At 61.5% G+C, this 24,076-nt stretch carries 11 protein-coding genes; 5 read left to right on the top strand and 6 right to left on the bottom strand.

What is annotated here, in order from left to right; all coding sequences use genetic code 11:
• Positions 1 to 9: 9 nt before the first annotated feature.
• Positions 10 to 1,812, bottom strand: coding sequence for an acyclic terpene utilization AtuA family protein (locus ACA049_RS21510; protein ID WP_497329680.1), 1,803 nt, complete (start codon positions 1,810 to 1,812; stop codon positions 10 to 12).
• Positions 1,813 to 1,990: 178 nt separating this feature from the next.
• Between ACA049_RS21510 and ACA049_RS21505 the strand changes: the two genes are divergently transcribed.
• The 3 genes from ACA049_RS21505 (at position 1,991) to ACA049_RS21495 (ending at position 4,617) form a co-directional block, all read left to right on the top strand.
• Entirely contained in the window at positions 1,991 to 2,617 is a 627-nt protein-coding gene (locus ACA049_RS21505) for a TetR/AcrR family transcriptional regulator (protein ID WP_497329678.1), read from the top strand.
• 92 nt (positions 2,618 to 2,709) lie between these two features.
• On the top strand, positions 2,710 to 3,504 hold the full coding sequence (locus ACA049_RS21500; protein ID WP_497329676.1) for a substrate-binding periplasmic protein: 795 nt from the start codon (positions 2,710 to 2,712) through the stop codon (positions 3,502 to 3,504).
• 99 nt (positions 3,505 to 3,603) lie between these two features.
• Positions 3,604 to 4,617, top strand: coding sequence for a GNAT family N-acetyltransferase (locus ACA049_RS21495; protein WP_497329674.1), 1,014 nt, complete (start codon positions 3,604 to 3,606; stop codon positions 4,615 to 4,617).
• A 155-nt stretch (positions 4,618 to 4,772) separates the two neighbouring features.
• Here ACA049_RS21495 and ACA049_RS21490 read toward each other — a convergent pair whose 3' ends face one another.
• Positions 4,773 to 5,321, bottom strand: a complete 549-nt coding sequence (locus tag ACA049_RS21490) for an RNA polymerase factor sigma-70 (RefSeq protein ID WP_010461205.1) — start codon at positions 5,319 to 5,321, stop codon at positions 4,773 to 4,775.
• A 368-nt stretch (positions 5,322 to 5,689) separates the two neighbouring features.
• Between ACA049_RS21490 and ACA049_RS21485 the strand changes: the two genes are divergently transcribed.
• Both ACA049_RS21485 and ACA049_RS21480 read left to right on the top strand, forming a co-directional pair.
• A complete protein-coding gene (locus tag ACA049_RS21485) occupies positions 5,690 to 18,673 on the top strand; it encodes a non-ribosomal peptide synthetase (RefSeq protein ID WP_497329673.1) in 12,984 nt (4,327 codons plus the stop codon).
• 219 nt (positions 18,674 to 18,892) lie between these two features.
• Positions 18,893 to 19,705: an alpha/beta fold hydrolase gene (locus ACA049_RS21480; protein ID WP_497329671.1), complete on the top strand. Its 813-nt coding sequence runs from the start codon at positions 18,893 to 18,895 to the stop codon at positions 19,703 to 19,705.
• A gap of 120 nt (positions 19,706 to 19,825) precedes the next feature.
• On the opposite strand, the gene dsbG is transcribed toward ACA049_RS21480, so the two are convergent.
• From dsbG to ACA049_RS21460, 4 genes are all read right to left on the bottom strand, one after another.
• Positions 19,826 to 20,596, bottom strand: coding sequence for a thiol:disulfide interchange protein DsbG (gene dsbG / locus ACA049_RS21475; protein WP_497329669.1), 771 nt, complete (start codon positions 20,594 to 20,596; stop codon positions 19,826 to 19,828).
• On the bottom strand, positions 20,572 to 21,438 hold the full coding sequence (locus tag ACA049_RS21470) for a prolipoprotein diacylglyceryl transferase family protein (protein ID WP_497329667.1): 867 nt from the start codon (positions 21,436 to 21,438) through the stop codon (positions 20,572 to 20,574). The genes dsbG and ACA049_RS21470 overlap by 25 nt, the downstream gene beginning before the upstream one ends.
• Positions 21,438 to 23,174, bottom strand: a complete 1,737-nt coding sequence (gene dsbD / locus ACA049_RS21465) for a protein-disulfide reductase DsbD (RefSeq protein ID WP_497329665.1) — start codon at positions 23,172 to 23,174, stop codon at positions 21,438 to 21,440. The genes ACA049_RS21470 and dsbD overlap by 1 nt, the downstream gene beginning before the upstream one ends.
• A gap of 118 nt (positions 23,175 to 23,292) precedes the next feature.
• Positions 23,293 to 24,069: a hypothetical protein gene (locus ACA049_RS21460; RefSeq protein ID WP_497329663.1), complete on the bottom strand. Its 777-nt coding sequence runs from the start codon at positions 24,067 to 24,069 to the stop codon at positions 23,293 to 23,295.
• Between the last annotated feature and the right edge of the window lie 7 nt (positions 24,070 to 24,076).

The following is a 24,076-nucleotide window of genomic DNA, read 5'->3' as shown; positions in this document are numbered from 1 at the left end:
GACAGTCCTCTAGTTGACTTGGTCGGCGATGCGCTGGGGCACCGGAATCTGGATGTCCAGCAACTGCTGGGCGAAGGCCTTGCCTTGCGGATCGATCCGCAGGCTGGCCACGCCGCCACCGCCGAGGGCGTTTTCCAGGAGAAAATTGAAGCTGTGGGTGCCGGGCAAATACCAGCGTTCGACACGCCCGTGAACCGGGTCGAGTACGTGGCTCATCCAGTCGACCATCACCTCGGGCGTCAGGGCTTCGGCGATCCATGGCAGGTATTCGGATTCGCGGGCCATGACGCCGATGTTGCTGTGATTGCCCTTGTCGCCGGAGCGCGCCACAGCGAGTTTGATCAGGGCCACGCTGGCATCGGCGCGTTCTGCCGGTTGCGGTGGGTCGAACGGGACGGGCAAGTCATCCGGGTTGATCACATCGACGGCGGGCAGGGCGCACGGATGGCGCTGGCCCTGGAGATCAATTTCCAGCGTGCAGGCGGTTTTGTCGATGAGGAACGAGAACAGCCGGATCAGCGGATACACCGTCGGCCGTCCGCCGACAATTCCGGTCAGCCCCGGTGCCATACCGGTGGCGGCCTGGGCGATTTCCCGGGAGAACACGATCAATGCCTGTTTGCTCGGATGGCGCACCGCGAGTTTGATCACCACTTCACGGCTGTCCTGTCGTTGGCCGTGGGGGCCGTACGTGGCTTCGCTGCCGAGCAGTTCGATGTTCACTTCGCTGTAGGGCGCCCAGCCGCGCTGGCTGAAAATGTCCGAGGTCTTGTTGATGATCGCCTGACTGACCCGTTCAGCCTTGGCCACCGCGTCGATCCCGGCGATCAGGCAACTGGCGGTGCAGCGGAAACCATCCGGGTACGTGGCGCTGACCTTGTACTGATCGGTCGGTGGCAAGCCTTTGGCGCCATGCACCTGAACCGCGTTTTTACCCTGTTGCACGAGTTTGACCCGGGTGAAATCGCAGACCACGTCAGGCAGCAGATAGGCCTGCGGGTTGCCGATCTCATAGAGCATTTGTTCGCCGACGGTCAGTGGCGTGACCAGGCCGCCGGAGCCCTCGGGCTTGCTGATGATGAACTGGCTGTCGGCGCTGACTTCGACGATGGGAAAACCGATGTGTTCGTAATCGGGCACGTCGCGCCAATCGGTGAAATTGCCGCCGGTGCACTGCGCGCCACATTCGATGATGTGCCCGGCCAATGCGGCCTGGGCCAATTTGTCGTAGTCATGCCAGGACCAGCCGAATTCATGCACCAGCGCGGCACTGACCACCGCGCTGTCGACCACGCGCCCGGTGATGACGATGTCGGCCCCCAGGCGAAGGGCTTCGACAATGCCCGGTGCGCCGAGGTAGGCGTTGGTCGAGACGCACATCGGTGGCAGGGGCGCGCCGCTGAACATTTCATGGAGACCGCGGCTGCTCAGCTGTTTGAACTGCGGTTGCAGGTCGTCGCCCAGCAGCACGGCGATTTTCAGCGAGACGCCAGCCTTGTCGCACGCCGCTTGCAGGGCGGCGGCGCAGGCCTGTGGATTGACCCCGCCAGCGTTGCTGATGACGCGGATTTTCTGTTCGGCGAGTTGCCCCAGCAACGGGCTGAGGACTTCGATGAAGTCGCCGGCATAGCCCGCCTGCGGATCTTTCATCCGTGCGCCGGCCATGATCGACATGGTGATCTCGGCCAAATAATCGAACACCAGATAGTCCAGACGCCCACCGTCCACCAGTTGCGCGGCGGCGGTCGAGGTATCGCCCCAGAACGCGCTGGCGCATCCGATGCGAATTGTTTCAGGCGCAACCCATTCCATAACCACCTCCGACAGAAGTGTGTCGAGACTACCAAGCAAGCGCTTGGTTTGTAAACGGCTGAAATATCTTCTGCCCGAGCGCTTGCTTGGTTGCCGTCGCCAGCTTAAATTGCCCGCGCAAGCCCGCTGTTTTAGCGGTGGGCGGCGCATTTGATTGAACGACTGTAGGAGAGAACGGGTGGACGAGCAAAAAGCCCTGGGGGTCATGCGCGAATTGGTCGACAGCGGCCAATTGACCGACCCTGACAGCGCCCGCGGCAAACTGCTGCAAGTGGCGGCTCACCTGTTCCGCAACAAAGGGTATGAGCGCACCACGGTGCGCGATCTGGCCGGTGCCGTGGGCATTCAGTCGGGCAGCATCTTTCATCACTTCAAAAGCAAGGATGAGATCCTGCGGGCGGTGATGGAGGAGACCATTCGCTACAACACGGCGTTGATGCACGCCGCCTTGGCCGAGGCCGGCAACGTCCGCGAGCGAGTGCTGGCACTGATTCGCTGTGAATTGCAGTCGATCATGGGCGGCAGCGGCGAGGCCATGGCAGTGCTGGTGTATGAATGGCGTTCGCTGTCCGAAGACGGGCAGGCGCAGGTGCTGGCGCTGCGCGATATCTATGAAGCGCTGTGGCTGCAAGTGCTGGGTGAAGCCAAGGATGCCGGTTTCATCCGCGGTGATGTGTTCATCACGCGACGTTTTCTGACGGGCGCGTTGTCCTGGACCACCACGTGGTTTCGTGCCGGCGGCAGCATGAGCCTCGATCAATTGGCCGATGAAGCCTTGATTCTTGTGCTCGAAGAGAAGCAATAAGTTGTCATCAGCCGGCAGGAAACTGGCTAAGTGGCCGAAACCGCCTAGCTTGAATGCATTGATGCGTATTTTTTGGGGAGTGGGTTGTTTTGATGTCTTCGCCAATTAGGACGGCCACGCGGCTTTTGCTGGCGTCGCTCGTGGCAGGCTGGGTGTTGCCGTCCCAGGCTGCGCAACTGGTGCGGGTCGGTGCCGCACATTTCCCTCCTTATACCGTGCGCCCAGAGTCCGGTGCCGACACCGGCCTGTTGCCGCAATTGGTAGAAGCCTTGAATCAATTGCAGAGCGACTATCAGTTTGTCCTGGTACCGACTTCGATTCCCCGGCGGTTCGGTGATTTCAAGCAAGGACGGGTCGACATGGCTATTTTCGAGAACCCGAACTGGGGCTGGAAGGACATCCCCCACACCAGCGTCGACATGGGGCTTGAAGACGCCGAGATTTTCGTTGCGCAACGTGTGCCCGATCGCCAGCAAAGCTATTTTGCCGACCTCACCGGCAAGCGCCTGGCCCTGTTCAGCGGCTATCACTATGAGTTCGCCAACTTCAATGCCGATCCGAAATTCCTCGCGCAGAACTACAACGCCACGCTGACCTATTCCCATGACAGCAACCTGCTGATGGTGCTGCGCGGGCGGGCCGACATTGCCTTGGTGACGCGCTCCTACCTGAGCGATTACCTGCTGCGCAACGAGCAAGTGGCCGATCAGCTGCTGGTGTCGCAGCGCATCGATCAGGTGTATCACCACTACGCGATCCTGCGTCCGGCCGCGCCCATCAGCGGCGAGGTGTTCGGCAAGTTGCTGCAAGGGTTGCGGGACAATGGCCAGATGCTGAAGATTTTCGATCCGTACAAGATTGCGGTGGTGCCGGTGCCCAAACCCTGAAAGGCGCCGCAGGTCGCGTCATTCGCGACTTCGCTTAAATTTCCTGCCCCGGCTCACGTCACATGGTTGAACTGTCGACGATTATCGTGAGCCCGACCCATGCCCAATCTGAATGACCTGACTGCTTTGGCGTTGCCCAACGGAAGCCGTCTTGTAGCTGATGAAACCGAGAGCCGCCTGTACCTCAGCCTGGAAGGGCAGCCGTTGATCGAGCTGCGTCTGACTCGCGAACCCGAATTGACGGTGCAGGTCGAACAGCACTTCGACACGTCTGAAGATCAGGCGCTCTGGGCCGCCTGCTATTGGCTGTTTGCCCGTGATCCGGCGTGCCAGCACCTGACGTTTCAACTGCAGCAATCGCCCACCGATGCCTTGGCGAGCGGTTTGCTGATTGCCACCGACACCGCCGGCCAATACCGCAGCGAACGCACGCTGTTCTGGCAGTTGCCTCAGCCGTGGTTGAGCCAGGCGCTGACCGCCAGTTATCCGCAGCAAATGGTCATCAGCGGCGGCAAACGTCATCCGCTGCGCCCGCTAAAACCTCGCGGTGAAGTCTATCGGCGCTTCGATGCGCGGCTCGGTGCCTGGATTTCCCTGCGCACGGTGGACATCGACCTGGACCTGGCTCGTTTCAATCGCTGGCAGAACAGCCCGCGGGTGGCGAGTTTCTGGCAGGAGGAGGGCAGCCTCGAGCAGCACCGCGAATACCTGAGCAAACTCGACGCCGACCCTCACACCGTGACGCTGATCGGTTGTTTCGACGATCAGCCGTTTGCCTATTTCGAAGCCTATTGGGCCAAGGAAGATCGCATCGCACCGTTCTATGACGCCGGCGATTACGACCGCGGAATTCACATGCTGGTGGGTGAAGAAAATCACCGGGGTCCGCACAAGGTGGCGAGCTGGTTATCGGCGTTGACGCATTTCCTGTTTCTCGACGATCCGCGCACTCAGCGAGTGGTCGCCGAGCCGCGCGCCGACAACGGGAAGATGATCGGGTACATGCAGAACCAGGGTTACCACTGCGAGAAAGAGTTCGACTTCCCGCACAAGCGTGCGGCGTTGATGGTGTTGGGGCGTGAGCGGTTTTTTGATCGGTGCAAGTTGGCGTGATGCGTAAGGCTCAAGGTCTGCACCGACCTTGAGTCAGCCTTCGCGAGCAAGCCCGCTCCCACATTGGATCTCCTGTGAACACAAAATATGTGAACACCCGAGATCCAATGTGGGAGCGGGCTTGCTCGCGAAGGGGGCGCCGCAGATTTCAGATTTTAGCGGCGGGCAAAGGTATCCACGCGATTGCCCGACACCTTGCGGCAGTGCACCAGCGCATCGCGAATCATGAAGTTCACCAGGGTCGGCGAGACGCCGAGTTCCTTGGCGATGTCCTTTTGCGGCACGCCGTGCAGGCGGTACATCTCGAAGGCGTAGCGGGTGCGGCTCGGCAGCTCCGTCAGCGCATCGGCAATGTTTTCCAGGGTCGAGAAATTGATGTGCGAGGTTTCCGGCGAAGCACCCTGGATCACCACGTTCAGACCTTCCTCTTCCGGCCCGGAATACTTCTGCTCCAGCGCCTGTTTGCGATAGTGGTCGATCGCCAGGTTGCGCACGATCTGGAACAGATAACTGAGCTGAGCCTTGAAGGACGACGTGATTTGCGGCGCCGACTGCAGCCGGAAAAACGCATCCTGGACCACGTCTTCAGCACGCGACCGGCAGCCGGTAATCCGCGCTGCAATTTTGACCAGAATCAGTCGGTTGTCGACGAAGGCCTGAAGTAGCGGTGAATCGCACCTGCTTGTGGATACTTGTTCCGTCATGGAAATCACCTTGCTGCCAATAGGTTTGGTGGGAGGCCGAGGGGGGAGCCGTCCTACACATCGAGCGACAAATTATTCTGAATGATAATGATTGTCAATTGAGAAAGAGAACTAATGCTCCTCAAAGGTGCAGAGTGAGAACTGCGACACGCTGTCGCACGCCAGCCCCGTTGGCGATCACGCCTGCCGACTAATTATTTCAAGACGTCATCCGTTCTCATTGGTGAAAGGTGCCGGGTAAATCCCGGCCAAAACCGCATTCCCAATGCCTTGCGCAGTCGGCGAAGACTGCGTCCTGCACGCCCCTTCATGGGCGTGACGCAAGAAAACCGATTCCATTTGCAAGCCGAAATCAGGCAGGAAACCTCATGACCGACGCGTTCGAACTCCCAAGCAATCTGGTCCAAGCCCTCCAGCGCCGCGCGGCCCTGACGCCGGATCGGGTGGCCTTGCGTTTTCTCGCCGACACCCCGGATCAGGCGGTGGTCCTCAGTTATCGCGAGCTGGATCAGCGGGCGCGAACCATTGCCGGCGCGTTGCAGGCCGAGGCTGAATTCGGCGATCGCGCCGTGCTGTTGTTCCCGAGTGGTCCGGATTACGTCGCGGCATTTTTTGGTTGCCTGTACGCCGGGGTGATCGCGGTGCCGGCTTATCCGCCGGAGTCGGCCAAGCGTCATCATCAGGAACGTCTGCTCTCGATCATCAGCGATGCCGAGCCACGCTTGCTGCTGACCAGCGCCGGTCTGCGCGATGCCTTGCAACACATTGAAGGTGCGCCGCCGTTGTTGTGCGTCGACACCCTCGATGGCGCCTTGGCCGAACGCTGGATTGCACCGACCCTGGCCGCCGACCACATCGCCTTCCTGCAATACACCTCCGGCTCCACCGCGTTGCCCAAAGGTGTGCAAGTCAGCCACGGCAACCTCGTGGCCAATGAAATGCTGATCCGTCATGGCTTCGGCATCGACCTGAACCCGGACGATGTGATCGTCAGCTGGCTGCCGCTGTACCACGACATGGGCCTGATCGGCGGGCTGTTGCAGCCGATTTTCAGCGGCGTGCCGTGCGTATTGATGTCGCCGGCGTACTTCCTTGGCCGGCCGTTGCGCTGGCTGGAAGCGATCAGCGAGTACGGCGGCACCATCAGCGGCGGACCGGATTTCGCCTATCGCCTGTGCAGCGAACGCGTCAGCGAATCAGCGCTGGAGCGCCTCGACCTGAGCGGCTGGCGCGTGGCGTATTCCGGCTCCGAACCGATTCGTCTCGACACCCTCGATCGCTTCGGCGAGAAGTTCGCGGCGTGCGGTTTCACCACCGACAGCTTCATGGCGTCTTACGGGTTGGCCGAAGCCACTTTGTTCGTCGCCGGAACCCCACGCGGTCAGGGCATCGGCAACCTGCGCGTGGATGATCAAGCCTTGGCCCAGAACCGTGTGGAAGCCGGCGAAGGCAGCGCGATCATGAGTTGCGGCATCAGTCAGCCGGACCATGCGGTGCTGATTGTCGACCCGGTCGCGCTCGATGAACTCGCCGACAACGTCGTCGGCGAAGTCTGGGCCGCCGGGCCAAGCATCGCCCATGGCTACTGGCGCAACCCTGAGGCCAGCGCCAAGACGTTCGTTCAGCACAACGACCGGACCTGGCTGCGCACTGGCGACCTGGGTTTCATGCGTGACGGTGAGCTATTCATCACCGGGCGCCTGAAGGACATGCTGATCGTTCGCGGTCACAACCTGTACCCGCAAGACATCGAGCAGACCGTCGAACGCGAAGTGGAAGTGGTGCGCAAAGGTCGCGTTGCTGCCTTCGCGGTCACGATCGATGGTCAAGAAGGCATCGGCATTGCCGCGGAAATCAGCCGCAGCGTGCAGAAAATCCTCCCGCCCGACGCATTGATCAAAGCCATACGCCAGGCCGTGGCCGAGGCGTATCAGGAAGCGCCGAGCGTGGTGGTGCTGCTCAATCCGGGCGCATTGCCCAAGACCTCCAGCGGCAAACTGCAACGTTCGGCCTGCCGCAATCGCCTGGCGGACGGCAGCCTCGACAGCTATGCGCTGTTCCCGTCGGCAGATGTTCAGAGCGAAGCCAAAGCCGAATCAAGTTCTGAGCTGCAAGCCTTGATCGGCCAGATCTGGAGCGAACAACTGCAGGTCAAACAGGTCGGCGCCGACGATCACTTCTTCCTGCTCGGTGGCAACTCCATCGCCGCCACTCAAGTGGTGGCGCGGCTACGTGAAGCACTCGGTCTGGAGCTGAACCTGCGCCTGCTGTTCGAAGCCCCAACCCTCGGCGCGTTCACCGCTGCGGTCGCCCGGTTGCAACAGGACGGCGGCCTCGCACAAGGCGCGATCACCCCGCTGTCGCGCAACGAACCGATGCCGCAATCCCTGGCGCAAAACCGCCTCTGGATCACCTGGCAACTCGACCCGCAGAGCAGCGCCTACAACATTCCCGGCGCGTTGCGCCTGCGCGGCGAGCTGGACGAAGACGCCTTGCGCGCCAGTTTCCAGCAACTGATCGAGCGTCATGAATCCCTGCGCACACGGTTCTTCGAACGTGACGGCGGGGCGCTGCAACAGGTCGATGCAGCGGGCGACTTCAACCTGCAATTGATCGACATCAGCGACCTGCCCGCCGCCGAGCGTGAAGCCCGCGCGCTGCAAATCCGTGAGGACGAAGCCCGCACCCAGTTTGATCTGGAGAAAGGTCCGCTGCTGTGGGTGACGCTGGTACGCCTCGACGACGAGGACCATCAACTGCTGGTGACGATGCACCACATCATCGCCGATGGCTGGTCGCTGAACGTGCTGATCGACGAGTTCTCGCGCCTGTATGCCGCCGCGTCCCAAGGACAAAAAGCCACGCTTCCCGCATTGCCAACTCAATACGCCGACTACGGCAGCTGGCAGCGTCAATGGCTGGCGCAAGGAGAGGGCGAGCGTCAACTCGCCTACTGGAAAGCCCAGTTGGGTGATGAGCATCCGACCCTGAACCTGGCCACCGATCACCCGCGCTCGGCGCATCACGTCCACAGTGCCGCGCGCCATTCCATAAAACTGGCCGCGACCTTGAGCGATGCCATTCGCCAGAGCGCCCAGGCGCATGAATCGACGCCGTTCATGCTGTTGCTCGCCGCGTTCCAGAGTCTGCTGCACCGCTACAGCGGCCAGCGCGACATCCGCATCGGCGTGCCGAATGCCAACCGTCCGCGCCTGGAAACCCAAGGGCTGATCGGTTTCTTCATCAACACTCAAGTGCTGCGCGCCGAGGTCGATTCGCGGCAGCCATTCGTTGAGCTGCTGGCGCAAACCCGTCAGGCCGCGCTGGGCGCGCAAGCGCATCAGGACCTGCCGTTCGAACAACTGCTCGAAGCCTTCCCGCAAGCGCGCGAACAAGGCCTGTTCCAGGTGATGTTCAACCACCAGCAACGGGATTTGAGCGCGCTGCGCCGCCTGCCTGGATTACTGGCCGAAGAACTGCCGTGGCACAGCCGTGAAGCCAAGTTCGACCTGCAACTGCACAGCGAAGAAGACCAGAAGGGGCGCCTGAGCCTGTCCTTCGACTACGCCAGCGAACGGTTCGACGCGTCGACCATCGAGCGTCTTGCCGAGCATTTCAGCAACCTGCTGCGGGCCATTTGTGAGCAACCGTCCACCGCCATCGGCGACCTGCCGCTGCTGACCGCAAGTGAACACGGCCAACAAACGTCCTGGAACTCTGCACCGTGCACGCCGGCCAGCCAATGGTTGCCGGAACAGCTCAATGAACAAGCGCGCCAGACCCCGGAACGCACCGCGCTGGTATGGGATGGCGGCAGCCTCGATTTCGCCGAGCTGCACACCCAGGCCAACCGCCTGGCCCATTACCTGCGCGACAAAGGCGTCGGCCCGGACGTGTGCGTGGCCATCGCCGCCGAGCGTTCGCCGCAGTTGCTGATCGGCCTGCTGGCGATTATCAAGGCCGGTGGCGCCTATGTGCCGCTGGACCCGGATTACCCGGCTGAACGCCTGGCCTACATGCTCAGCGACAGCGGCGTCGAATTGCTGCTGACCCAGACCCAATTGCTCGAACGCTTGCCGGCCACCGACGGTGTCAGCGTGATCGCCATGGACGCCTTGCATCTGGAAAACTGGCCAAGCCAGGCGCCGGGTTTGCACCTGCACGGCGACAACCTCGCCTACGTGATTTACACCTCGGGTTCCACCGGTCAACCGAAGGGCGTCGGCAACACCCACGCGGCGCTCGCCGAGCGCCTGCAATGGATGCAGAACACTTACGGTTTGAACGACACCGACGTGCTGATGCAAAAAGCCCCGATCAGTTTCGACGTGTCGGTGTGGGAGTGCTTCTGGCCATTGATCACCGGCGCTCGTTTGCTGATCGCCGGCCCTGGCGAGCACCGCGATCCGCATCGCATCGCGCAGCTGGTCCAGCAATACGGCGTGACCACGCTGCACTTCGTCCCGCCGCTGCTTTCGCTGTTCATCGATGAACCGCTGACGGCCGAATGCACCAGCCTGCGCCGCGTGTTCTCCGGTGGTGAAGCCTTGCCCGCCGAACTGCGCAACCGCGTGCTGGAACAGCTGCCGGCCGTGCAACTGCACAACCGCTACGGCCCGACCGAAACCGCAATCAACGTCACCCATTGGCACTGCACCCGCGCCGATGGCGAGCGCTCGCCGATTGGCCGCCCGTTGGGCAACGTGGTGTGCCGTGTACTCGACAGCGACCTCAACCCGGTGCCGGCCGGTGTGCCGGGCGAACTGTGCATCAGCGGCATCGGCCTGGCCCGTGGCTATCTGGGCCGTCCGGGCCTGACTGCCGAACGGTTTGTCGTCGATCCACTGGGCGAGCAGGGCGCGCGTCTGTACCGCACCGGCGACCGCGCGCGCTGGACCGCCGATGGCGTGATCGAATACCTCGGTCGCCTCGATCAGCAGGTCAAATTGCGCGGCTTTCGCGTTGAACCGGAAGAAATCGAAGCGCGTTTGCTGGCTCAGGATGGCGTCGCCCAAGCCGTGGTGCTGGTGCGCGAAACGGCAGTCGGTGGCCAGTTGATCGGTTACTACACCGCCACTGAAACCCGCGAAACCGAAGACGCGCAAACCGCACGCCTGAAAACCGCACTGGCGGCTGAACTGCCGGAATACATGGTCCCGGCGCAGCTGATGCGTCTGGACGAAATGCCCCTGAGCCCGAGCGGCAAACTCGACCGTCGTGCCTTGCCCGAACCGCAGTGGCAAGTGCGCGAACACGTCGAACCGGTTTCTGCGCTGGAGCAACAAATCGCTGGCATCTGGCGCCAAGTGCTGGGCCTTGAGCAGGTCGGCCTGCGCGACGATTTCTTCGCCCTCGGCGGTCATTCGTTGCTGGCCACGCAAATCATTTCCCGCACCCGCCAGGCTTGCGACGTCGAGTTGCCACTGCGCGCGCTGTTCGAAAACAGTGAGCTGGGCGCCTTCGCCGATCAGGTGCAACTGATCCAGGCCAGCGGCAAGACCAATCAGCAACCGCCGATTGAGAAAGTCGACCGCCGCCAACCGGTGCCGCTGTCCTATTCCCAGCAGCGCATGTGGTTTCTCTGGCAGATGGAGCCGGACAGCCCGGCCTACAACGTCGGCGGCATGGCGCGCTTGCGTGGCGTGCTGGATGTCGGGCGTTTCGAAGCGGCGCTGCAAGCGCTGATCTTGCGTCATGAAACCCTGCGCACCACGTTCCCGAGCATCGACGGCGTGGCCCGTCAGCAAGTGCATGCCGAGACGGGCGTGCGCATGGACTGGAAGGATTTTTCGACACTGGCCGCTGACATCCGCGAGCAGCGGGTGCAGCAATTGGCCGACGATGAAGCACACCGGCCGTTCGATCTGGAAACCGGTCCGCTGCTGCGCGCCTGTCTGGTCAAGACCTCCGAGCAGGAGCACTACTTTGTCCTGACCCTGCACCACATCGTCACCGAAGGCTGGGCGATGGACATCTTCGCCCGTGAACTCAGTGCGCTGTACGAAGCGTTCGTCGACGACCGCGAATCGCCGCTGGCACCGCTGCCGGTGCAATACCTGGATTACAGCGTCTGGCAGCGCCAGTGGCTGGAGTCCGGCGAACGTCGACGCCAGCTCGACTACTGGACCACGCAACTGGGCCGCGAACATCCGTTGCTGGAATTGCCGGCCGACCGTCCGCGTCCACCGGTACAAAGCCATCAGGGTGAATTGTTCCGTTTCGACCTGAGCGATGACCTGGCCGCACGGGTCCGCGCCTTCAACGCGCAAAACGGTCTGACCCTGTTCATGACCATGACCGCCGCGCTGGCCGTGCTGCTTTACCGCTACAGCGGCCAGACGGATCTGCGCATTGGCGCGCCGGTGGCCAACCGGATTCGCCCGGAAAGCGAAGGGCTGATCGGTGCGTTCCTCAACACCCAGGTGCTGCGTTGCCAGCTCGATGGGCAAATGTCCGTCGGCGAATTGTTCGAGCAAGTTCGCCACACGGTGATCGAAGGCCAGTCCCATCAGGACCTGCCGTTCGATCACTTGGTGGAGGCATTACAGCCACCGCGCAGCGCCGCTTACAACCCGCTGTTCCAGGTGATGTGCAACGTACAGCGCTGGGAATTCCAGCAGAGCCGCACCCTGGCCGGCATGACCGTCGAGTACCTGGCCAACGATGCCCGGGCGACCAAGTTTGACCTCAACCTGGAAGTCACCGACCTCGATCATCGACTGGGTTGCTGCCTGACCTACAGCACCGATCTGTTCGATGAACCGCGCATTGCGCGGATGGCCGGGCACTGGCGCAATCTGCTGGAAGCGCTGCTGACTGATCCGCAACAGCGACTCAGCGAACTGCCGTTGCTCGACGCCGGCGAACAGCAAAAGCTGCTGGACAGCCTTGGTGTCGAACCGGGCGAGCATCGCCTCGACCAGTGCATCCATCACCTGTTCAGCGAGCAGGCGCTGGCGCGCAAGGATGCTCCGGCGCTGACGTTTGCCGGTGAAACCCTGATCTACGCCGAACTCGACAGCCGCGCCAATCGCCTGGCCTGGATGTTGCGCGAGCGCGGTGTCGGCCCGCAGGTTCGTGTCGGCCTGGCGCTTGAGCGTTCGCTGGAAATGGTCGTCGGCTTGCTGGCTATCCTCAAGGCCGGCGGCGCTTACGTGCCGCTGGACCCGGAATACCCGCTCGATCGCCTGCACTACATGATCGAAGACAGCGGCATCGGTTTGCTCCTCAGCGATGCGGCGATGTTCAAAGCACTCGGCGAACTGCCGGCGACCGTCGCTCGCTGGTGCCTCGAAGAGGACGCCGCCGCGTTGGCCAATTACCCGGCCACCGAACTGCCGTTTATCAGCCTGCCGCAGCATCAGGCGTACCTGATTTACACCTCGGGCTCCACGGGTAAACCGAAAGGCGTGGTGGTGTCTCACGGTGAAATCGCCATGCATTGCCAGGCCGTGATCGAACGTTTCGGCATGCGCCCGGATGACTGCGAACTGCATTTCTATTCGATCAACTTTGACGCCGCCACCGAGCGTCTGCTGGTGCCGCTGTTGAGCGGTTCGCAAGTTGTTTTGCGTGCCCAAGGCCAGTGGGACGCGGAAGAAATCTGCGGTCTGATCCGTCGCCACCACATCAACATTCTCGGCTTCACCCCAAGCTACGGCAGTCAGTTGGCACAGTGGCTGGCAACCCAGGGCGAAACCCTGCCGGTGCGCATGTGCATCACCGGCGGCGAAGCCCTGACCGGCGAACACCTGACGCGAATCCGCGCAGCGTTCAAGCCGAGCCTGTTTTTCAACGCCTATGGTCCGACCGAAACCGTGGTCATGCCGCTGGCGAGTCTGGCGCCGGAACAGCTTGAAGAAGGTTTGGGCAGCGTGCCGATCGGCAGCGTGATTGGCGCTCGCGTTGCGTACATCCTTGATGCCGATCTGGCCTTGGTGCCGCAAGGCGCGACCGGTGAGTTGTACGTCGGCGGTGCCGGTCTGGCGCAGGGTTATCACCAGCGTCCGGGCATGACCGCCGAACGGTTTGTGGCGGATCCGTTCGCCGCCGATGGCGGGCGTCTGTACCGCACCGGCGACCTGGTGCGCCAGCGTGCCGATGGTTTGGTGGAGTACCTCGGGCGCATCGACCATCAAGTGAAAATTCGCGGTTTCCGCATCGAGTTGGGCGAAATCGAAACCCGTCTGCTGGAGCATGATTCAATCCGCGAAGCCGTGGTGCTGGCGCTTGAGGCACCGAGCGGCAAACAACTGGTCGGCTATCTGGTGACCGACGTCGCCGAGCAGGACGAAGCGTCACAAGCGGCACTGCGCGAAGCCTTGAAGCAGCACCTCAAATCGCAACTGCCGGATTACATGGTGCCAACGCACCTGATCCTGCTGGCGAGCATGCCGCTGACCGCCAACGGCAAACTTGATCGCCGCGCCTTGCCGGCGCCGGACTCGGAACTCAACCGTCAGCACTACGTGGCGCCGAGCAACGAGCTGGAACTGACCTTGGCCGGCATCTGGTGCGAGGTGCTGAACGTCGAGCAAGTGGGCCTCAACGACAACTTCTTTGAACTGGGCGGCGATTCGATTCTGTCGATCCAGGTGGTCAGCCGTGCGCGGCAGCAGGGCATTCATTTCAGTCCGCGTGACCTGTTCCAGCACCAGACGGTGCAGACCCTGGCCGCCGTGGCGACCCGCACCGAGCACGTCACCGCCGAGCAAGGTTTGCTCACCGGTGAATCGCGTCTGACGCCGATTCAACACTGGTTTTTCGACACCGACATTCCCGAGCGCCAACACTGGAACCAGGCGTTGCTGCTGGAACCGACCGTCGCGCTGGAACCCCATCGGCTGGAGCAAGCGCTGCTGGCGGTGATCGAGCAACACGACGCCTTGCGCCTGCGCTTCAACCAGACCGATGCGCAATGGCGCGCCGAGCATCAGGCGATTTCCGACGTGCCTGTGCTGTGGCAAGTGCGTGTTTCGTCGATGGACAAATGCACCGCGCTGTTCGCCGATGCCCAGCGCAGCCTCGACCTCGAACAGGGTCCGCTGATGCGCGTGCTGCTGGTCGATGGTCCCGAGGGCAAACAACGGCTGCTCATCGCCATTCACCACTTGGTCGTGGACGGTGTTTCGTGGCGGGTGCTGCTGGACGATCTGCAAACCGTCTACCGTCAACTGGACGCCGGGCAGTCGGTCAAACTGCCGGCGAAAACCAGTGCGTTCAAGGATTGGTCCGCCCGTTTGCAGGCCTATGCCGGCAGCGAATCCCTGCGTGAAGAACTGAGCTGGTGGCAGGCGCAACTGGCCGGGCCGAACGCCGAATTGCCGTGTGATCGTCCTGAGGGCGGGCGGCAGAACCGGCATGCGCAAACCGTCAGCGTGCGCCTCGATGCCGAACGTACTCGCCAGTTGCTGCAACAGGCGCCGAGTGCCTATCGCACCCAGGTCAACGACCTGCTGCTGACCGCGTTGGCCCGCGTACTGTGCAATTGGAGCGGACAGGCATCGGCGCTGATTCAACTCGAAGGCCACGGCCGCGAAACCCTGTTCGACGAGATCGACCTGACCCGCACCGTCGGCTGGTTCACCAGCGCCTATCCGTTGCGTCTCGAGCCGGCGAACGGGCAGGGCGCTTCGATCAAGGCGATCAAGGAACAACTGCGCGCCGTGCCGCACAAAGGCCTGGGATATGGCGTGCTGCGTTACCTGGCCGATGACCTGAGTCGCCAGACCCTGGCCGGGTTGCCGGTGGCGCCGATCACCTTCAACTACCTCGGCCAGTTCGACCAAAGTTTCGGTGCGGATGCGTTGTTCCGTCCGCTGGACGAGCCCGTCGGTGCGGCCCACGATCCGCAGGCGCCGCTTCCCAATGAGCTGAGCGTCGACAGTCAGGTGTATGGCGGTGAACTGGTGCTGCGCTGGACCTTCAGCGCCGAACGCCACGATCCGAAAAACATCACCGACCTGGCGAATGCTTACCTGGGTGAGCTGCAAAGTCTGATCGAACATTGCCTGCAGGACGATGCCGGCGGCCTGACGCCGTCGGACTTCCCGCTGGCCAGACTGACTCAGCCACAACTGGATGCGCTGCCGATTCCGGCGGCCGTCATCGAAGACGTCTACCCGCTGACCCCGATGCAGGAAGGCATGCTGCTGCACACCTTGCTGGAACCGGGCACCGGTCTCTACTACATGCAGGATCGCTACCGCATCAACAGCGAACTCGATCCGCAGCGTTTCGCCCAGGCCTGGCAAGCGGTGATCGCCCGTCACGAAGCCCTGCGCGCGTCGTTCTGCTGGAACGTCGGCGAAGACATGCTGCAAGTGATCCACAAGCCCGGCGGCACGCCGATCGAGATCCTCGACTGGACCGCGATCGCTGAAGTGGAGCAAGAACCGAAGCTGCAAGCGCTGCTCAAAAGCGAGCGCGAGGCCGGGTTCGATCTGCTCAACCAGGCACCGTTCCACCTGCGTTTGATCAAGGTCGGCGCGGCGCGCTACTGGTTCATGATGAGCAACCACCACATCCTCATCGATGCCTGGTGCCGCTCGCTGTTGATGAACGATTTCTTCGAGATCTACACCGCCCTCGGCGAAGGCCGCGAAGCGCAACTGGCCGTGCCGCCACGTTATCGCGACTACATCGGCTGGCTGCAACGCCAAAGCCTGGCCGAAGCGCGGCAGTGGTGGAAAACCAACCTGCAAGGTTTCGAGCGGACCACACCGATCCCGAGCGACCGGCCATTCCTGCGCGAACATGCCGGTGAAAGCGGCGGCATGATCGTCGGCGACCGCTACACAAGGCTTGATGCTCGTGACGGGGCGCAACTGCGTGAACTGGCGCAGGCGCATCAACTGACCATCAACACCTTCGCCCAAGCGGCGTGGGCCCTGGTGCTGCGACGCTTGAGCGGTGATCGCGACGTGCTGTTCGGCGTCACGGTGGCCGGGCGGCCAGTGGAAATGCCGGAGATGCAACGCACCGTCGGGCTGTTCATCAACAGCGTTGCGCTGCGGGTGAAAATGCCGGAAAACGATCAGCATTGCAGCGTGCGCCAATGGCTCAGCGGTTTGCTCGACAGCAACATGCAACTGCGCGAATACGAATACCTGCCGCTGGTGAGCATTCAGGAAAACAGCGAACTGCCCAAGGGCCAGCCGCTGTTCGACAGCCTGTTCGTGTTCGAAAACGCCCCGGTGGAAGTCTCGGTGCTGGACCGTGCGCAAAGCCTCAATGCCACGTCGGATTCGGGCCGCACCCACACCAACTTCCCGCTAACGGCGGTCTGCTATCCGGGCGATGACCTGGGGCTGCACCTGTCTTACGACCAGCGTTATTTCGACGAGTCGACCGTCGAGCGCATGCTCGCCGAGTTCAAGCGTCTGTTGCTGGCGCTGGTGGAAGGCTTCCATGGCGACATGGCCGATCTGCCACTGCTGGGCGCCGAGGAACAGGATTTCCTGATCCACGGCTGCAACCAGAGCGAGCACGATTACCCGCTGGAGCAGAGCTACGTCGCGTTGTTCGAAGCGCAGGTCGTTCAGCATCCACAGCGGATTGCCGCGAGTTGCCTGGATCAGCAACACAGTTATGTCGAGCTGAACCAGCGCAGTAACCGCCTGGGTCATGCATTGATTGCGGCCGGCGTCGGGCTGGATCAACCGGTGGCGTTGCTGGCTGAACGCAACCTCGATCTGCTTGGCATGATCATCGGCAGCTTCAAGGCCGGCGCCGGTTATCTGCCGCTGGACCCGGGGCTGCCGAGTCAGCGTCTGAGCCGGATCATCGACCTCAGCCGCACCCCGTTGCTGGTCTGCACTGAGGCCTGTCGTGAACAGGCGGTCGCATTGCTGGATGAGTTCAGTTGCGCCAATCGGCCGAAATTACTGGTGTGGGAAGACGTGCAGGCGAGCGATGCATCGGTAGCGAATCCGGGTATTTACAGCGGCCCGGACAACCTCGCCTATGTGATCTACACCTCGGGTTCGACGGGTCTGCCGAAAGGCGTGATGGTCGAGCAGCGCGGCATGCTCAACAACCAGTTGAGCAAGGTGCCGTACCTGAATTTGAGCGATGCCGATGTGATCGCCCAGACTGCTTCGCAAAGCTTCGACATTTCGGTCTGGCAGTTCCTCGCTGCGCCGCTGTTCGGGGCGCGGGTCGACATTGTGCCGAATACCATCGCCCACGATCCGCAAGGGTTGCTGGCGCATGTGTCGGCCCAGGGCATCACGGTGCTGGAAAGCGTGCCGTCGCTGATTCAGGGCATGCTCGCCCAGGAACGCATGAGCCTCGACGGTTTGCGCTGGATGCTGCCGACCGGTGAGGCAATGCCGCCGGAGCTGGCGCACCAGTGGCTGCTGCGCTACCCGGAGATCGGGTTGGTGAACGCTTATGGCCCGGCGGAATGCTCGGACGACGTGGCGTTCTTCCGCGTGGACATGGCCTCGACCCGTGGCAGTTACCTGCCGATCGGCACGCCGACCGACAACAACCGTTTGTACCTGCTCGATGGCGCGCTGGAACTGGTGCCGTTGGGTGCGGTGGGCGAGTTGTGCGTCGCCGGCACCGGGGTCGGGCGCGGTTATGTCAGCGATCCGTTGCGCACGGCGCAGGTTTTTGTGCCGAACCCGTTCGGCGCGCCGGGGGATCGTCTGTATCGCACTGGCGACCTGGCCCGACGTCGCAGCGACGGCGTGCTGGAATACGTCGGTCGTATCGACCATCAAGTGAAGATTCGCGGTTATCGCATCGAACTGGGTGAAATCGAAGCGCGTCTGCATGAGCAACCGGAAGTCCGTGAAGCGGCGGTCGGCGTGCAGGAAGGGGTGAACGGCAAGCATCTGGTTGGCTACCTCGTGGCGGCTGACTCGGCGCTGAACCCGACCGAACGGCTGGAGCGCATCAAGCAGCGCCTGCGCGCCGAACTGCCGGAGTATATGGTGCCGCTGCACTGGTTGTGGCTCGACCGCATGCCGCTCAATGCCAACGGCAAACTCGACCGCAAGGCACTGCCGGCGCTGGAGATCGGGCAGTTGCAGAGCCAGGATTATCAGGCGCCGCGCACTGAGCTGGAGCAGACGCTGGCGGATATCTGGGCTGAGGTGCTGAAGGTCGAACAGGTTGGCGTTCGCGACAATTTCTTCGAACTGGGCGGGCATTCGTTGCTGGCGACGCAGATTGCTTCCCGGGTGCAAAAAGCCCTGCAACGTGATGTGCCGCTGCGGGCGATGTTCGAATGCAGCACGGTGGCGGAACTGGCCGAATACATCGACGGGTTGGCGGCGAGTGACATCACCGAGGAGAAGGTGGATCGCCTCAATGACTTGATGGCGGAGCTGGAGGGGCTTTGATTCTCTAGCGTCTGTTCGGACGCCTTCGCGGGCAAGCCTCGCTCCTACAGGTTTTGTGTCGATCCCCAAAATTGCGAACGACACAAAACCTGTAGGAGCGAGGCTTGCCCGCGAAGGCGTCGCTGAAATTTGCGCGAATTTGCGCGTTGACTGCCGCGTCGGACCGGCTCAGGCTGCCTCTGCTTTTTTTGTTGAATTCCTTCACAAAGGAGACAGTCAATGCCCTTCGTAACCGTCGACGGACAAGCCCTTCACTACATCGATCAAGGCACCGGCCCGGCCGTGCTGCTGGCCGGCAGCTACCTGTGGGACCAGGCCATGTGGGCGCCGCAGATTGCTGCGTTGTCGCAGCACTACCGGGTGATTGCCCTGGACCTGTGGGGCCACGGCGAATCCGGCCCACTTCCCGAAAATACCAACTCACTGGATGACATCGCCCGTCAGGCCTTGGCGCTGCTCGATCATCTGGACATTGATCGTGTCACGCTGGTCGGTCTGTCGGTCGGTGGCATGTGGGGCGTTCGACTGGCGCTGTCGGCACCACAGCGGCTCAACGGCCTGGTGCTGATGGACACCTACGTCGGCGTCGAGCCGGAACCGACTCGCCAATACTATTTCTCGTTGTTCAAGCAGATCGAAGACACCGGCGTGATCGCACCGCAGTTACTCGACATCGTGGTGCCGATCTTCTTCCGTCCAGGGATCGATCCGCAGTCGGCGCTGTATCAGGATTTCCGCGCGAAACTGGCTGCGTTGCCGGCCGAGCGTCTGCGTGAAAGCATTGTGCCGATGGGGCGGATTACGTTTGGTCGCGATGATCTGTTGCCGCGTCTGGGCGACCTGAATGCTGAAACGACGCTGGTGATGTGTGGCGATCAGGACAAACCACGGCCGCCGTCGGAAACGAAGGAAATGGCCGAGTTGATTGGTTGCCCGTATGTGCTGGTGCCGGAGGCGGGGCATATCTCCAATCTGGAGAATCCGCCGTTTGTGACTGAGGCGTTGTTGAAGTTTTTAGCCGAGAGAAATTAGTCGGTCTGCTGACGCCTTCGCGGGCAAGCCTCGCTCCTACAGGGTTTGTGTCGTTCGCAATTTTTGTGATCGACACAAATCCTGTAGGAGCGAGGCTTGCCCGTGAATAGGCCGATGAATTCACTTAGGCCCGAGAATCTTCACCAACTTGTCCGGCGAAGGCGCGCCTTGCTGCTGTTGCAGCTCGCCCTTGTCGTCCATGTAGAAAATCGCCGGAGTGGCCTGAAGTTCCAGGTCTTCCATCAGTTGCATGTTCGCCGCCAGTTTCGCCTGAATCGCCGGCGGCACGTCTTTCAAGGCTTTCAGCGAACTGCCCTTACCGGATTTTTCGTGATCTTCCAGCGCCTTGCTCGGGTCCTTGGCGGCCAGCAGCGCGGCGGATTTGCCCGGGCTGTCTTCACGAATGATCCCGACCATGATGTGCCGCAGCTGCACCTTGCCGGCCTTGACCCACGGCCGCGCCTGTTCCCAGAACATGTTGCAGTAAGGGCAGTTCGGATCGCTGAACAGATAGACGACGCGCGGTGCATCCTTGTTGCCATCGCCGATCCAGTTGCTGGCCTCCATCTTGGCCCAGACTTCCTTGGACATCGGCGCGTAGACCAGTTTCTGCAACGGCGCGGTACTCAGGTCATTGCCCTCGGCGTCGTACAGATTGCCCAGTAGCACATGCTTGCCATCCGGGGTCAGGTACAGCGCCATGCCGCGATTCTGGTATTGCGCGGCATACCCGCGCAGACCGTCTGGCGCATCGAACTGGCCGACGATTTTTGCGCCCTTGGCTTCGATCTTCTTGATCGCTTCAGGCAATTCTTCGGCGGCCTGCACCGACGGCAGGTGCAGCAACGCTGCGCCCAGGGTCAGCGTCAGCAGGTGGCGGAGGCGGGGCATGGCAATTTCCTTGAAGAGGTGGCCGGTACGGCAGGAGAAGGTGCGTCGAAGTTTTCCAGGGCGCGGGCCAGGCTGGCATCCGAGAGTTCGCCCAGGTGGCTGCCCAGTAATCGACCTTCGGGGCTATAGAACAGCGTAGTCGGCAATGCCATGGAACCCACGGCCTGGCCCAATCGACCGCTGCCGTCGAACAGCACGTTGGTCAGGCTCAGGCCCTGGGTTTCGAGGAAGGTGCTGACGCTTTGCATGCTTTCGGCCTGGTTGACGAACAGGAAGGTCAGGTCCGGGCGCTGTTGCTGGGCGTTTTCCAGCACCGGCATTTCCCGGCGGCACGGCGGGCACCAGGTGGCCCAGAGGTTGATGACCAGTGGCCCACCCTTGTAGTCCGCCAATTGGACGGTTTCGCCAGCGGCATTGCGCAGGGCGATTTCCGGCAGGCGCGTGCCTTGCTCATAAATGTTCAGGGAGAACGTCGCCAGCAGCCAGAACGCCAGACCGCTGGCCACGCCAAAACCCAACGGGCGGCGCAAACCGGGTCGACGCCAACCGCGGTACAACGCGGTGAGCAGCAGCACAATCACCCCGGGCCAGGCGAGGAAACCGCCATCGCGCAGGTCGATGATTTGCCACGGATCGTTGCGATAGTGGGCCCAGTAAGCGACCACAAAACCGACCCGCGCCGCCAGCATACCGAGCAAAAACAGGCTGAACAGCGCCGACTCCGGGTTTTCGCCGCCACGCTTGGCCACCCGCCAGCCGACAAACGTCGCCAGCGCCAGGGCACTGATCAGCAGCAAATGGTTAAGCGCGATGGCAAAGGTGCCGAGGGTAAAGGTCAGCATTAACGGGCGTCTCGGGTGGTGGTCCAGCGTTGCAGGAAAGTGTCGGCATCAACCTCGCCGGTGATGCGCTGGCTGCGACGCTCCTGGCCGTCGGCGCCGATCCACAGAAAACTCGGTGGCCCCGGCACTTTATAACGGCCGAGCAGTTCGCGGCTGGCGGCATTGTCGGCGGTCACGTCCAGCCGTAGCAAGCGCACATCGCTCAGCGCTTCCATCACGTTGGCTTTGCCGAAGACCTGTTTTTCCATGACCTTGCACGACACGCACCAGTCGGCGTAGTAGTCCAGCAGCACCCATTGGCCCTGGGCTTGGGCGGCGTCCAGTTCCCGTTGCAGTGCCGCGGGGTCATTGATGGTCGTGAACGCCTCATGGCCGGTCGGGCGAGCGGCATTACCGGGAGAAGCCGAGGCGCTGTAGACCTGCAACGGTTTGAGCAAATCATCGCTGCCACCGGCGGCGCCGATCATCAGCAGACTGCCCCAAACCCCGAGCAACAGCGCACTGGCGCCGAACAGATGGGCGACGCGGCCAAAACCTTCCGACTGTTTCCAGGCACTGTAGGCGGCAATCAGCAACAAGGCGCCGCACAAACCGATCCACAGCGATTGATCCAGTACCGGGCGCAGCATCAGCAGCGCAGTGGCGAGGAACAGGAAACCGAAAATGCCTTTGAGCAGGTTCATCCAGGCACCGGGTTTGGGCAGGAAGCGATTGCCCACGGTCACCAACAACAACAGCGGCACACCAATGCCGATGCCCATGGCGAACAGAATCAGCCCGCCATGCAACGCATTGCCGCTTTGCGCGATGTAGAGCAGGGCACCGGCCAATGGCGCGGTCATGCACGGGCCGACCAGCAGCCCCGACAAAGCGCCGAGCACACCGGCGCCGATCAAACTGCCGCCACGCTGATTGCGCGATACATTTTCCAGGCGATCACGCACCGCCACCGGCAATTGCAGCTCGAAGAAACCGAACATCGGCAACGCCAGCAAGACAAATATCGCCGCGAAACTGCCCAGCAACCACGGGTTCTGCAACAGTGCCTGAAGGTTCGCCCCGAGCAGCGCAGCCAGTACGCCCATCGCCGCATACACCAGCGCCATGCTCACCACGTAACTGGTCGCCAAGGCGAAACCACGTTTGGGCGTGGCGCCGCTGCCGACGATCAACCCGGCCAGAATCGGCAGCATCGGCAACGAGCAAGGGGTGAAGGCCAGCAACAGGCCCAGACCGAAGAACACTAGCAGGCTCCAGCCCAGCGCCCGTTGTTGCAGGCCGCTGGCCAGGGCTTGATCCGGTGCTTCGTTGGTGGCGACCGCGACGCTGCCGCCCAGGTCCACGACCTGGGTTTGCGGCGGATAACACAAGCCGGCATCGGCGCACCCCTGGAAGCCCACCTTGATTTGGCCGGTGGCTCCCGCCGGAATCTTCAGCTCCAGGCCTTGGCGATAAACCTGTTGTTCGCCGAAGAACTCATCACTGTGCGCTTCGCCTTCAGGCAATGGCGGCTGCTGCTCCGGGGGCAACCCCTCGAATTTCAGGCGTTTCTGATAAAGGTAATAACCGTCGGTAATCTGCCAATAGAGCTGTGTTTCGCCCGATTCAAGGCGCTCGGAGGTAAAGACAAAGGCCTTTTCCACCGGCAGGAATTCAGGTTTGGTATCGAACGGATTGGTCCCTGCCTGGGCCACACCCGAGATCAAGAGAACAAAAAACAGAAACAATCGACGCATGGGTAAGCCTTATCCCTGTGCAAGTGAGGTGCACAATGGGCAGCGGCGATTAACCGATCATTAACCACCGCCGGACTGTCTACGAAGTCGCTCATGGACAGTCATCAGCTTCAAATCCTCAATTGCGCAACAGCCCTGGCCAGGACTCGTCGTTTACCGAGTGTGGGCCAGACACCAGTGCGTTTTTCGGAATGTTGTATATCAGGTACTGATTGTTAGTCAGGAAAATATAGTAATAATTGTCGGCAAATGTTCGATCTTTCTGCATCCCTGTGATAATTCGATCCTTGTAGGGTGCCAGACCTGGCCAAGTAGTCTCTGTGATAGGGTCAAGCCGTATTGTTTGAGTGGGCGTCACCACCGGATTAAAGAGATTGTCGTCATATTTGTCGCCGGAATAGTCGATTCGAGGATTTTGAGGCGTCTCGCCCCAGTCCAAATAAAGCGAGTTTCCGTCGTTCAAGATAAATCTAAACAACGAGCTGCGATTTGTTTGCCACCATGTGCCAGTAATAATTCGGTCGAAGTAAGGAAGTAGCAGTTTCCATTTTGTCCCACCCACAGGCCTTGTGTGCATGACTTTGTCAGTGTCTTGATTGTAGGCACAGACCATAGGGATATCCTGCTCGTAGTAGAACAGCCAGAGGATATCAAGATCAGAACGGTCCATTGGGCGGTCAAGCGTTAAAGCCGTGGTTGTAAATCCAAATCGCAGGTTTTTTACATGACCTTCGAATGTCCCCCATCTTCCTTTAACCGTCCAGGGATACCCATCTGCGACTTTGTTGTCATCGATATCAAAGCGGGAGTAAGTGTTGGTGTTTTTGTAGAAAAAGTAGAATTTATCCTTTCCTGAGCGCCAATCGACAGCGACAGTATTTTCAAGTGCCGGCATGCTTTGA

The sequence above is a fragment of the Pseudomonas sp. LBUM1662 genome (genome assembly GCF_059695915.1).
The sequence above is the reverse complement of the archived record's forward strand: the minus strand, read 5'-3'. Positions and strand labels throughout refer to the sequence as shown.